Source organism: Escherichia sp. E2661, assembly GCF_004745185.1.
Taxonomy (GTDB): Bacteria; Pseudomonadota; Gammaproteobacteria; order Enterobacterales; family Enterobacteriaceae; genus Escherichia.
Genome location: NZ_PDIG01000042.1, coordinates 63,481 through 76,631 on the forward strand (window position 1 = coordinate 63,481; position 13,151 = coordinate 76,631).

General features: G+C 48.7%; 11 protein-coding genes and 1 pseudogene. 7 read left to right on the top strand and 5 right to left on the bottom strand.

What is annotated here, in order from left to right; all coding sequences use genetic code 11:
* Positions 1-37: 37 nt before the first annotated feature.
* A complete protein-coding gene (gene hslJ, locus CRI63_RS22770; protein WP_135520899.1) occupies positions 38-460 on the top strand; it encodes a heat shock protein HslJ in 423 nt (140 codons plus the stop codon).
* Here hslJ and CRI63_RS22775 read toward each other — a convergent pair.
* A complete protein-coding gene (locus CRI63_RS22775; RefSeq protein ID WP_064527363.1) occupies positions 457-723 on the bottom strand; it encodes a DUF333 domain-containing protein in 267 nt (88 codons plus the stop codon). The two genes, hslJ and CRI63_RS22775, sit on opposite strands and share 4 nt — an antisense overlap.
* 273 nt (positions 724-996) lie before the next feature.
* On the opposite strand from CRI63_RS22775, the gene nifJ reads away from it, so the two are divergent.
* The 4 genes from nifJ to ttcA all read left to right on the top strand — a co-directional run bounded on the left by nifJ (position 997) and on the right by ttcA (position 7,690).
* A complete protein-coding gene (gene nifJ / locus CRI63_RS22780; protein ID WP_135520901.1) occupies positions 997-4,521 on the top strand; it encodes a pyruvate:ferredoxin (flavodoxin) oxidoreductase in 3,525 nt (1,174 codons plus the stop codon).
* Between the two features lie 365 nt (positions 4,522-4,886).
* A complete protein-coding gene (gene ompC, locus CRI63_RS22785) occupies positions 4,887-6,005 on the top strand; it encodes a porin OmpC (protein ID WP_130222724.1) in 1,119 nt (372 codons plus the stop codon).
* Between the two features lie 139 nt (positions 6,006-6,144).
* Positions 6,145-6,579: a universal stress protein UspF gene (gene uspF / locus CRI63_RS22790; RefSeq protein WP_130216116.1), complete on the top strand. Its 435-nt coding sequence runs from the start codon at positions 6,145-6,147 to the stop codon at positions 6,577-6,579.
* Positions 6,580-6,754: 175 nt separating this feature from the next.
* Complete coding sequence (ttcA, locus tag CRI63_RS22795; RefSeq protein ID WP_130216114.1) at positions 6,755-7,690, top strand: tRNA 2-thiocytidine(32) synthetase TtcA; 936 nt, start codon at positions 6,755-6,757, stop codon at positions 7,688-7,690.
* 126 nt (positions 7,691-7,816) lie between these two features.
* Here ttcA and dbpA read toward each other — a convergent pair whose 3' ends face one another.
* The 3 genes from dbpA to zntB form a co-directional block, all read right to left on the bottom strand.
* Positions 7,817-9,190, bottom strand: a complete 1,374-nt coding sequence (gene dbpA / locus CRI63_RS22800; RefSeq protein WP_135404317.1) for an ATP-dependent RNA helicase DbpA — start codon at positions 9,188-9,190, stop codon at positions 7,817-7,819.
* Between the two features lie 29 nt (positions 9,191-9,219).
* A complete protein-coding gene (gene ynaL / locus CRI63_RS24780) occupies positions 9,220-9,393 on the bottom strand; it encodes a protein YnaL (RefSeq protein WP_276319618.1) in 174 nt (57 codons plus the stop codon).
* A gap of 274 nt (positions 9,394-9,667) precedes the next feature.
* Positions 9,668-10,651, bottom strand: a complete 984-nt coding sequence (zntB, locus tag CRI63_RS22805; RefSeq protein ID WP_130208765.1) for a zinc transporter ZntB — start codon at positions 10,649-10,651, stop codon at positions 9,668-9,670.
* A gap of 256 nt (positions 10,652-10,907) precedes the next feature.
* Here zntB and CRI63_RS22810 point away from each other — a divergent pair, with 256 nt between their 5' ends.
* Entirely contained in the window at positions 10,908-12,140 is a 1,233-nt protein-coding gene (locus tag CRI63_RS22810; RefSeq protein WP_135520903.1) for a sensor domain-containing diguanylate cyclase, read from the top strand.
* A gap of 30 nt (positions 12,141-12,170) precedes the next feature.
* Here the strand turns inward: CRI63_RS22810 and smrA are convergent, their stop codons facing one another.
* On the bottom strand, positions 12,171-12,734 hold the full coding sequence (smrA, locus tag CRI63_RS22815; RefSeq protein ID WP_130208769.1) for a DNA endonuclease SmrA: 564 nt from the start codon (positions 12,732-12,734) through the stop codon (positions 12,171-12,173).
* 271 nt (positions 12,735-13,005) lie between these two features.
* Here smrA and CRI63_RS24865 point away from each other — a divergent pair.
* Positions 13,006-13,110 (top strand): annotated as a pseudogene (locus tag CRI63_RS24865) (AraC family transcriptional regulator); the annotation flags it as partial.
* Positions 13,111-13,151 lie beyond the last annotated feature (41 nt).

Genomic DNA, 13,151 nt, shown 5'->3' on the forward strand with positions numbered 1-13,151 from the left:
AACAGCACCAAATTTATACCTTAAGTAGAGAACTAAAATGAAGAAAGTTGCCGCGCTAGTCGCGCTAAGCCTGCTGATGGCGGGATGTGTAAGTAATGACAAAATTGCTGTAACGCCAGAACAGTTACAGCATCACCGTTTCGTACTGGAAAGTGTAAATGGTCAACCTGTTGCCAGCGAGAAAAACCCGCCAGAAATCAGCTTTGGTGAAAAGATGATGATTTCTGGCAACATGTGCAACCGCTTTAGCGGCGAAGGTAAACTTTTGGACGGAGAACTAAAAGTTAAAGGACTGGCAATGACTCGTATGATGTGTGCCAATCCACAGCTTAACGAACTCGATAACACCATCCGCGAAATGCTGAAAGAAGGTGCGCAAGTGGATCTGACCGCGAATCAGTTAACGCTGGCGACCGCAAAACAGACATTAACGTATAAGCTGGCGGATTTAATGAATTAATAACTGCCACAACTTCCGGCGGCAAGCGACTGTTCACTACAGCGTTTGCCGTTGGGCAATGCACACATCCCGATCGCTGTACCATCCAGTTGACGGGCAACGGAAAGCGAACCGCCAATCATTGCACAATTTGCCTCTCCACTACTCGACATTGACGCTTTTAAACCTGGGGCCACATGCGCCGCGGTCGCCTGCTGAACAGGTTCACTACTACACGCCGACAACAATAAAACGGCAGCCCCTACGCACAACATTACTCGCATCTTTACTTCCTCAAATCTTTAAGTCCAACGAAACCGCCGTAATAATAGGCAGCTCAGGCGGCTACGTCGAGAACTGTATGTGAATTGCAACGTTTTTTTTTACTATTTTGTGGCTATTTTTTTGCCCGGGATTTGATCAAAACATTCATTACGCTGATATAGAGAACACAAAAGCGAAAATGCAGCAGAAAGCCATTTGCTAAAATTAAAAGATTATTACTGGGCGCGCAGCTTTTTCGTGCGCCCCTCATTTGCGCAATGTAAGGGTGTCGTATGATCACAATTGACGGAAATGGCGCGGTAGCTTCGGTGGCATTTCGCACCAGTGAAGTTATCGCCATTTACCCTATTACCCCGAGTTCCACGATGGCTGAACAGGCTGATGCCTGGGCCGGAAACGGCCTGAAGAACGTATGGGGAGATACACCTCGTGTGGTTGAAATGCAGTCAGAAGCTGGCGCTATCGCAACTGTGCATGGTGCTTTGCAAACAGGCGCTCTTTCGACATCATTTACATCGTCGCAGGGTTTACTGCTGATGATCCCGACGCTGTATAAACTGGCAGGTGAGCTGACGCCGTTTGTACTGCATGTGGCAGCGCGTACTGTGGCCACGCATGCGCTCTCTATTTTTGGCGATCATTCAGATGTGATGGCGGTACGTCAGACTGGCTGTGCCATGCTGTGTGCAGCAAACGTGCAGGAAGCCCAAGACTTTGCTCTCATTTCGCACATCGCAACGCTGAAAAGCCGCGTACCATTTATTCATTTCTTTGATGGTTTCCGCACTTCCCACGAAATCAACAAAATTGTCCCACTGGCCGACGACACTATTCTTGAGCTAATGCCCCAGGCAGAAATTGATGCTCATCGCATTCGCGCACTTAACCCGGAACATCCGGTAATCCGCGGTACGTCGGCTAATCCGGACACTTACTTCCAGTCACGTGAGGCCACTAACCCGTGGTACAACGCGGTCTATGACCATGTTGAACAGGCAATGGCTGATTTCGCTGCCGCTACAGGTCGCCAGTATCAGCCGTTTGAATATTATGGTCATCCGCAAGCGGAACGGGTAATTATCCTGATGGGGTCGGCCATCGGCACCTGTGAAGAAGTCGTGGACGAATTGCTGACCCGTGGCGAAAAAGTGGGCGTACTAAAAGTGCGACTTTACCGCCCTTTCTCCGCCAGACACTTACTGCAAGCATTGCCGAACTCTGTACGTACTGTGGCGGTGCTGGATCGCACCAAAGAGCCTGGTGCGCAGGCAGAACCCCTGTATCTGGATGTAATGACGGCGCTGGCTGAAGCCTTTAATAATGGCGAGCGCGAAACACTGCCACGCGTCATTGGCGGGCGCTATGGTCTTTCATCCAAAGAATTTGGCCCAGACTGTGTACTGGCGGTATTCGCCGAACTCAACGCAGCTAAACCGAAAGCGCGCTTTACGGTTGGTATTTATGACGATGTGACCAATTTGTCGCTGCCATTGCCGGAAAATACTCTGCCGAATTCCGCAAAATTGGAAGCACTCTTTTACGGGCTGGGTAGCGACGGCAGCGTTTCCGCAACTAAAAACAATATCAAAATTATCGGTAATTCCACGCCGTGGTACGCACAGGGCTATTTTGTTTACGACTCCAAAAAGGCGGGCGGCCTGACGGTTTCTCACCTTCGCGTGAGCGAGCAGCCGATTCGTTCCGCTTATCTCATTTCCCAGGCTGATTTTGTTGGCTGCCACCAGTTGCAGTTTATCGACAAATATCAAATGGCTGAGCGTTTAAAACCTGGCGGCATTTTCCTGCTCAACACGCCGTACAGCGCAGATGAAGTGTGGTCGCGACTGCCGCAGGAAGTCCAGGCTGTGTTGAATCAGAAAAAAGCGCGTTTCTATGTGATTAACGCGGCGAAAATCGCCCGTGAATGTGGGCTGGCAGCTCGCATTAATACTGTCATGCAGATGGCTTTTTTCCATCTAACGCAAATTCTGCCTGGCGATAGCGCCCTCGCAGAATTGCAGGGCGCCATTGCCAAAAGTTACAGCAGCAAAGGCCAGGATCTGGTTGAACGCAACTGGCAAGCTCTGGCGCTGGCGCGCGAGTCCGTTGAAGAAGTACCACTGCAACCGGTAAATCCGCAAAGTGCCAACCGTCCACCAGTGGTATCTGATGCCGCACCTGATTTTGTCAAAACGGTTACCGCTGCGATGCTCGCCGGACTTGGCGACGCCCTCCCCGTTTCAGCGCTACCACCAGACGGCACCTGGCCGATGGGCACTACTCGCTGGGAAAAACGCAACATTGCCGAAGAGATCCCTATCTGGAAAGAGGAACTCTGTACTCAATGTAACCACTGCGTCGCCGCTTGCCCACATTCCGCCATTCGCGCGAAAGTCGTACCGCCCGAAGCGATGGTAAACGCTCCGACCAGCCTGCATTCACTGGATGTGAAATCTCGTGATATGCGCGGGCAGAAATATGTGTTGCAGGTCGCACCGGAAGATTGCACCGGTTGTAACCTGTGCGTAGAAGTTTGCCCGGCGAAAGACCGACAAAATCCAGAGATCAAAGCCATCAATATGATGTCGCGTCTGGAACATGTGGAAGAAGAGAAAATCAATTACGACTTCTTCCTGAATTTACCAGAAATCGACCGCAGCAAACTGGAACGTATTGATATTCGTACTTCGCAGTTGATCACTCCGCTGTTTGAATATTCTGGCGCTTGCTCCGGTTGTGGTGAGACGCCGTATATCAAATTGCTCACTCAGCTCTATGGCGATCGGATGTTGATTGCCAACGCTACTGGTTGTTCTTCTATTTACGGCGGCAACCTGCCCTCCACGCCATATACCACTGATGCCAACGGTCGTGGACCGGCATGGGCGAACTCGCTATTTGAAGATAATGCCGAATTCGGCCTTGGTTTCCGCCTGACGGTCGATCAACACCGTGTCCGCGTGCTGCGTCTGCTGGATCAATTTGCCGACAAAATCCCTGCTGAGTTACTGACTGCGTTGAAATCAGACGCCACGCCAGACGTTCGTCGCGAACAAGTCGCTGCTCTGCGCCAGCAACTCAAAGATGTGGCTGAAGCGCATGAACTGCTGCGTGACGCAGATGCGCTGGTGGAGAAATCAATCTGGCTGATTGGTGGTGACGGCTGGGCTTACGACATCGGCTTTGGCGGTCTGGATCATGTGTTGAGTCTGACGGAAAACGTCAACATCCTGGTGCTGGATACGCAATGCTATTCCAATACTGGTGGTCAGGCATCGAAAGCCACCCCGCTTGGCGCGGTAACTAAGTTTGGTGAACATGGCAAACGCAAAGCACGCAAAGATCTTGGTGTTAGCATGATGATGTACGGTCATGTTTATGTCGCGCAGATTTCTCTTGGCGCACAACTCAACCAAACGGTGAAAGCGATACAGGAAGCGGAAGCGTATCCGGGGCCATCGCTGATTATTGCTTACAGCCCATGTGAAGAGCACGGTTATGACCTGGCATTAAGTCACGACCAGATGCGTCAACTCACCGCAACGGGCTTCTGGCCGCTGTATCGCTTTGATCCGCGTCGAGCCGATGAAGGTAAACTGCCGCTGGCGCTGGATTCCCGCCCGCCTTCAGAAGCTCTGGAAGAAACGCTTCTTCATGAGCAGCGTTTCCGCCGTCTGAACACGCAACAGCCGGAAGTGGCAGAACAGTTATGGAAAGATGCCGCCGCTGATTTGCAAAAACGTTATGACTTCCTGGCACAAATGGCCGGAAAGGCGGAAAAAAATAGCACCGAGTAACCTTTCTGGATAACTATTATCCAATTAAAAAAAAAGCCCGAACGAAAGTTCGGGCTTGTCTTTTTATTCGTTGGAAAAACATTAGTAATGCAATGACCCAACCGAAAATAAAATCTGTGACAATAAAGGCATATAACCCGCGCAGAATAACCCATGCTTTATTAAATGTATAATTTTTATTTTGCATGATTCCCCGGCAATACATTCATCAAACTTATTGCTATTTCCATAGAATTATTTGATTAAGGTTTTACTTAAGGCGTAACAAATGATATTTATCTGCTAACTGAACTTCTCCTTTAGGATGTTTTCATTCCCCAAACAGGGGAAATTAAGGCAAATAAAATAACTAAAGGATTTATTCAATGAAAAGCAAAGTACTGGCGCTCTTAATCCCTGCCCTGCTCGCCGCAGGTGCTGCACATGCAGCAGAAATTTATAATAAAGACGGCAATAAATTAGACCTGTACGGCAAAGTCGATGGCCTGCATTATTTTTCTGATAATGCGAATAGTGATGGCGATCAAACTTATGTACGTTTTGGTTTTAAAGGCGAAACTCAAATTACCGATCAACTGGTTGGTTATGGTCAATGGGAATATAACGTTCAGGCTAATGGCTCTGAAAATGATAAAGGCGACTCCTGGACTCGTCTGGCATTTGCCGGTCTGAAATTTGGTGACTTCGGTTCATTTGACTATGGTCGTAATTATGGTGTGATGTACGACATCGAAGGCTGGACAGATATGCTGCCTGAATTCGGTGGCGACTCTTATACCAAAGCCGATAACTATATGACCGGTCGTGCAAACGGCGTCGCAACTTACCGTAACACCGATTTCTTCGGTCTGGTTGATGGCCTGGACTTTGCGTTGCAGTATCAGGGAGCGAACGAAAACCAGGTTAGTCATGAGCAAGAAGGTACTGCAAACGGTGGCAGTCGTAATATTAAGAATGCCAATGGCGACGGTTTCGGTATCTCCTCTACCTACGACTTAGGTATGGGGGTGAGCATTGGTGCTGCGTATACCAGTTCTGATCGTACCAACCAACAGGCTGAATTCTCTACTGCAAAAGGCGATAAGGCTGACGCATGGACGGCAGGGGCAAAATACGATGCTAACAATATCTACCTTGCAACCATGTACTCTGAAACCCGTAACATGACGCCTTACGGCAATTCAGCAAATACGATTGCCAACAAAACCCAGAACTTTGAAGTTACTGCCCAGTATCAGTTTGATTTTGGCCTGCGTCCGGCAGTCTCCTTCCTGATGTCTAAAGGCAACGATTTGGTCGGTACTGATGGCGATAAAGATCTGGTTAAATACGCCGACGTTGGCGCAACATATTATTTCAACAAAAACATGTCCACCTATGTTGATTATAAAATCAACCTACTAGATGAGGATGACAGCTTCTACGCTGCGAACGGTATCTCTACCGATGATATCGTTGCTTTAGGTCTGGTATACCAGTTTTAATCTTGCCTGCCCGCCGTTTGGCGGGCATTTTCTTCATATTTCTCCTCCCTTGATCTAAATTAAAAATGTGAACTCCGTCATTACACAAAATGAGTCATCTGGCGTTACACTTTATGCGGATACTAAAACAGGAGGTTTTATGAACAGAACGATTCTTGTCCCTATCGATATTTCAGATTCAGAATTAACTCAACGTGTGATTAGCCACGTTGAGGCAGAGGCAAAGATTGATGATGCAGAGGTTCATTTCCTGACGGTAATACCTTCGCTACCCTACTATGCCTCTCTGGGATTAGCGTATTCCGCAGAGTTACCGGCAATGGATGACCTGAAAGCGGAAGCCAAATCGCAACTGGAAGAAGTCATTAAAAAATTCAAACTGCCGACTGACAGAGTGCATGTCCATGTTGAAGAAGGTTCGCCAAAAGACCGTATTCTGGAAATGGCGAAAAAAATCCCTGCTCACATGATAATCATTGCTTCTCATCGACCGGATATCACCACCTACCTGCTCGGCTCTAACGCCGCTGCCGTAGTACGTCACGCAGAGTGCTCAGTGCTGGTCGTGCGCTAACACTAACGCCCGCAGATCGCTGCGGGCTTTTTGATTCATTTCGCAAATGTGCTGACATTTTCCCCTCTAATCCGTACCATACACGCCACAGTTTTTATATCAGATTTCTTATGCTGGGCGTTCCGGCATGACGCATACTTTTCTGATGCCATATAACGAATTGAGTCGCTATTAAATGTCGCAAAATCAAGAAATTAGTAAGAAAGAACAATACAATCTCAACAAATTGCAAAAACGTCTGCGTCGTAACGTGGGCGAAGCCATTGCTGACTTCAATATGATTGAAGATGGCGACCGCATTATGGTTTGCCTCTCCGGGGGCAAAGACAGCTATACCATGCTGGAGATCCTGCGTAATTTGCAGCAAAGCGCGCCAATCAATTTCTCGCTGGTTGCCGTTAACCTCGACCAGAAACAGCCAGGTTTCCCGGAACACGTCCTGCCGGAGTATCTCGATAAGCTGGGCGTTGAGTATAAGATTGTTGAAGAGAATACTTACGGGATCGTAAAAGAGAAAATCCCTGAAGGAAAAACCACCTGCTCGCTCTGCTCTCGTCTGCGTCGCGGTATCCTTTATCGCACCGCAACAGAACTGGGAGCCACGAAAATCGCACTGGGTCACCACCGCGACGATATCCTGCAAACGCTGTTCTTAAATATGTTCTACGGTGGCAAGATGAAGGGGATGCCACCGAAACTGATGAGCGATGATGGCAAACATATCGTGATTCGTCCGCTGGCCTACTGCCGCGAAAAAGATATTCAGCGTTTTGCCGATGCGAAAGCGTTCCCGATTATTCCGTGCAACCTGTGCGGTTCACAGCCTAACCTGCAACGTCAGGTGATTGCCGATATGCTCCGTGACTGGGATAAGCGTTATCCGGGACGTATCGAGACAATGTTCAGCGCGATGCAAAATGTAGTGCCGTCTCATTTGTGCGATACCAGTCTGTTCGATTTCAAAGGCATTACCCACGGTTCAGAAGTGGTTAACGGCGGTGATCTGGCGTTTGATCGCGAAGAGCTCCCACTACAACCGGCGGGCTGGCAGCCTGAAGAAGACGAAAATCAGCTGGATGAACTGCGCCTGAATGTGGTTGAAGTGAAATAACCAGGATAGTGCCCGATACGCAAGCTTATCGGGCTACTCATGTAGGCCGGATAAGACGCGGTCCGCGTCGCATCCGGCAATGCCGAAGAAGATGTTTATCCTTGCATCAGGCAATTCAACATTTCGTTATTTTAACAGCCGTACCCGGCAAGTTTTTCCTTTAATCTTGCCGCCCTGTAACTGCTTCCATGTCTTATGAGCAACCGCCTGTCGCACTGCGACATAGACATGCGCTGGGTGCACGGTGATTTTGCCAATATCCGCACCATCAAGCCCGATATCTCCTGTCAGCGCGCCTAATACATCACCCGGACGCATTTTGGCTTTTTTCCCGCCATCGATACACAACGTTGCCATTTCTGCCTCCAGCGACACAATGTCCCTGCTGGCTGGTAACGTTTGCCAGTTAAGTTTCATCTGCAACATGTCGGCAATGATATTGGCGCGCTGTGCTTCTTCTGGCGCACAGAAACTGATTGCCAGACCGCTATTCCCGGCACGCGCCGTACGCCCGATACGATGCACATGAACTTCAGGATCCCACGCCAGCTCAAAGTTCACCACCAGCTCAAGCGATTTAATATCCAGACCACGCGCAGCGACATCGGTCGCTACCAGCACACGAGCGCTACCGTTGGCAAAACGAACCAACGTCTGGTCGCGATCGCGCTGTTCCAGATCGCCATGTAACGACAATGCACTTTGCCCTACTTCATTCAGCGCGTCACACACAGCCTGGCAATCTTTTTTGGTGTTACAAAACACCACACAAGACGCTGGCTGATGCAAACTTAATAACCGTTGCAACAACGGAATTTTGCCCTTGCTGGATGTCTCATAAAATTGTTGTTCAACAGGCGGCAGAGCATCTGTTGTGTCTATTTCAATCGCCAGGGGATCTCGTTGTACACGACCGCTAATCGCGGCGATCGCTTCCGGCCAGGTGGCAGAGAAGAGAAGCGTCTGGCGAGAAGTTGGCGCAAAACCGATGACTTCATCAATTGCGTCGCTAAACCCCATATCCAGCATACGGTCGGCTTCATCCATGACCAACGTATTCAATGCATCTAACGAAACAGTGCCTTTTTGCAGGTGATCCAGCAAACGCCCCGGCGTTGCCACGATGATATGCGGCGCGTGTTGCAGTGAATCGCGCTGAATGCCAAACGGCTGACCGCCGCATAAGGTCAAGATCTTGGTATTTGGTAGAAAACGCGCCAGCCGACGTAACTCCCCTGCGACTTGATCCGCCAGTTCACGAGTCGGACACAGCACTAAAGCCTGAGTCTGAAACAGCGACGCATCAATTTGCTGTAACAACCCGAGGCCAAATGCCGCGGTTTTTCCGCTGCCGGTTTTCGCCTGCACGCGAACATCTCTTCCAGCAAGGATCGCCGGAAGTGCGGCGGCCTGCACCGGTGTCATGGTTAAGTAACCCAACTCATTAAGGTTAGTGAGCTGGGCGGGAGGGAAAACGTTCAGGGTAGAAAAAGCGGTCACAATCTATTCTCGTGGTCATCAGCGCAAAGTTAGCAGGCGCGTATCCTCGCAGATCTACGCTCACGTTGCGACAATTTAATCGGTTCTTCATCGGGCGGCGGGTCGGGCATAGGTTGTGGACGAGGGATTGGATCGGGGACTGGGACGGGATCGCCAGGAATCGGTTCAGGGACAGGAATTTGCAAATAAATGAGTGTCATCATATTTCCCTTTGGTCATTGGGTAGACTCTTAAAGGGTAGACGTTGACAGATAACAGACAAAAAAAAGCCGACTTATCTAAGTCGGCGTCGTACGAATCAATTGTGCTATGCAGTAATTCAAAAAAGGAAGTAAGACAATATGGAGCGCAACGCCCATCGCTTGACGTTGCATTCACCTGCGTGAAAGATATTGCCCTGAATGGGTAGAGAGTTTATTGACCTCGCTCAAATTTTACGGCGTTTTTGTATACAGAAACCCGGTGAAATTGCTTTTGTTACAACCATTTACTACGATGCAACCATAAAGCAACACCACCAATAAGAACAACTAACAGAATACAAAAAAGCGAAAAACCAAATTGCCATCCTCCACCTGGAATACCGCCGAGGTTAACGCCAAATAACCCGGTTAAAAATGTACTGGGTAAAAAGACCATTGCCATCAATGACATTGTGTAAGTACGGCGGGCTAAATTTTCCTGCATCACTTGGGCGATTTCGTCCGCCATCACGCCAGTTCTCGCAATGCACGCGTCAATCTCATCCAGACCGCGCCCAAGACGGTCAGCAATATCCTGCATTCGGCGCCGTTGATCGTCATTCATCCAGGGCAGGCGCTCACTGGCAAGGCGAGCATAAACATCTCGCTGCGGCGCCATATAGCGACGCATAACAATGAGTTGTTTCCGTAGTAGTGCCAGGAAACCGCGCGGCGGAATTTGTTGATCAAGTAAATTATCTTCCAGGTCGATAATTTTATCGTGCAGTTGCTCTATAAACTCATTGGAGTGATCGGTTAATGCATCACACACATCCACCAGCCAGCCTCCGCAATCAGTCGGGCCGGTCCCCTCTTCCAGATCGCTAACTACATCGTCTAACGCCAGTACTTTACGTTGTCGGGTCGAGACAATGAACCGACCGTCCATATAAACACGCATGGCGACCAGCTGGTCGGGACGTTCATCAGTACTGCCATTAATGCAGCGCAACGTAATCAACGTCCCTTCACCAAGACGGCTGACTCTGGGTCGCGTGCTTTCCCCTGCCAGCGCGTCACGCACGTTATTTGGGAGCAATGGTGTCGTTGCCAGCCACTGCGCGCTGTCATGGTGCACATAATTAAGGTGGAGCCAGCAGGGATGCTCTTCATCTATCTCATCTGTATTTTCCAGCGGTTTAACGCCGCCTTTACCATCCAACATCCAGGCAAATACTGCATCCGGTACATTTATGTCCGCTCCCTTAATCGTTTCCACAGTGCCTCCATTATCAATGCTTTATTTTGTAGTCTAGTCTTCTGGTCATCTTACGCAACATCTCCTCACCCCATTACCCTGAAATGATTAATAAAATCCTGTCAAAACTAAATACAGAAAGCAAAATACTTTTCATGATTAGAAAAGGGGTAAAGTGTTAAATAGCGTCTATCATTATCAGAATTATCTGATCATTCGTGGTGGCATTTTTGCGATCAGATAACAATAGAAAATTGATAAAAATAACGGGATTTCAATGACTACGCACAACTTCAATACCCTGGACTTATTAACCAGTCCTGTCTGGATCGTTTCCCCCTTCGAGGAACGGTTAATTTATGCCAATAGCGCTGCGCAACTGTTGATGCAAGAACTCACTTTTAGTCAGCTACGAACCGGCCTCTATTCCGTCTCCTCCCAAAACGAACTACCAAAATATCTCGTAGACCTGCATAACCAACTCGATATTGTAGAAATTCTCACGGTCAAGCGTAATGGTGAAGAGACAGCACTAAGCTGTCGGTTAACCCTCAAAGAGATTAGTGATACTGGGGAAGTGCTCATATTTGAAGGGATGGAGACACCCGCAAGTCTGGGCTTAAAAGCCAGCCGATCTGCAAATTATCAGCGTAAAAAACAAGGGTTTTATGCGCGTTTTTTTCTGACTAATTCCGCGCCAATGCTGTTGATAGATCCCTCGCGTGATGGCCAAATTGTCGACGCCAATGTGGCCGCACTCAATTTCTATGGCTATAACCATGAAACAATCTGTCAGAAACACACCTGGGAAATTAATATTCTTGGGCGTCGCGTGATGCCTGTCATGCATGAAATTTCGCGTTTACCCGGCGGACATAAACCTCTTAACTTTGTCCATAAGCTGGCAGATGGTTCCACTCGCCATGTGCAAACTTATGCCGGGCCAATTGAGATTTATGGCGACAAGTTAATGTTATGCATCGTGCATGACATTACCGAGCAAAAAAGGCTGGAACAACAACTGGAACACGCGGCTCACCATGACGCGTTGACGGGGTTACTTAACCGCCGACAATTTTATCACATCACCGAGCAAGGCCAGATGCAGCATCTCGCAATCGCTCAGGATTACAGTTTGCTGCTTATCGACACCGATCGTTTTAAGCATATTAATGACCTGTACGGTCACCAGAAAGGTGATGAAGTTTTATGCACTCTGGCACGTACGCTCGAAAGCTGCGCTCGCAAAGGCGATATGGTGTTTCGATGGGGAGGTGAAGAGTTCGTCTTGTTATTACCCAGAACTCCGCTGGATACCGCAATTTCTCTCGCTGAAACTATCCGATTGAGCGTGGCAAAAGTGAGTATTTCTGGCTTACCGCGTTTTACGGTCAGCATTGGCGTGGCACATCACGAAGGCAATGAAGGCATCGATGAACTGTTTAAACGCGTAGATGATGCGTTGTATCGGGCGAAAAATGACGGACGCAACCGCGTACTGGCGGCTTGATATTTTCAATAGCGCGGAAGCGTCAATGAATTATCGACTGCGTTTAGCGTGACGCTCCCAGTTTTCTTGTTTCGCCTGCGCTGTTTTACGCAGTGCAACGTAACACGCCCCGCTGCCGCCATGATGCGGTAGCGCGGTGCAATAAGCCTGTACATCATCAAACTCTGTCAGCCAACGTGCGACATAACTACGGACAATGTTGGCGTGAGACTTATCTTCTCTGCCTTTGCCGTGAATAATAAGTACATTACGCAAACCATCCGCCCGCGCCTGGTGAATAAAACTAAACACCATTTTGCGGCACTCTTCCACCGACTGGCGAAGTAAATTCAGGCTAGCCTGTTGCGGATATTTGCCGCTGCGTAGCTTATCGATCACCCCATGTTGCAAACCTTCCCGACGAAATTCCAGGGGCTGATTTAGCGGGATGATGTCGAGAAATCCTGTGGTGAGGAAATTATCAAGTTGCAGCGTGTCTATACGCTGTGGCGCGCGTTGGTTACGCACAGGATGCCAGTGGACATCAGTAGCGCGTTTCAGTGGTTGGACATCTTCCATGGCGTCAAGAAACAGCGATTTGTCGTCAAGGTTCATGTAACCTCCTATGTACCTTCGCACGTCGTGATCCAGACGAGTTAATTGTTCATATATCTGATGCTTGCTGCATCGTTCACTTCGCAAGTTGAAGCAACATCTTGCCCCATACAGGCTAGTGTCTCCGCAGGCGGGGCATTTTATACCAGCCTGGTCGCAGTATCGAACAGTTTAGGCCGGGAGTGAGCCTGCACAGGCCCTAATTAAGGCGATTTGTCCATCAAGCAACCAATATATGATGACGGTAATTTGTTGCACGTCGCCTGAAATATACTTAAGCAAATCATTCTGCAATATGTTTAAACGCCGCACAGGTTAATCACCCGCTAAATTCACCAGTCGATTAACGATGCATGATTATTCAATCACGAGATGAACGTTTTTAACTTATATTTTCGTGAAATCTGTCACTGAAGA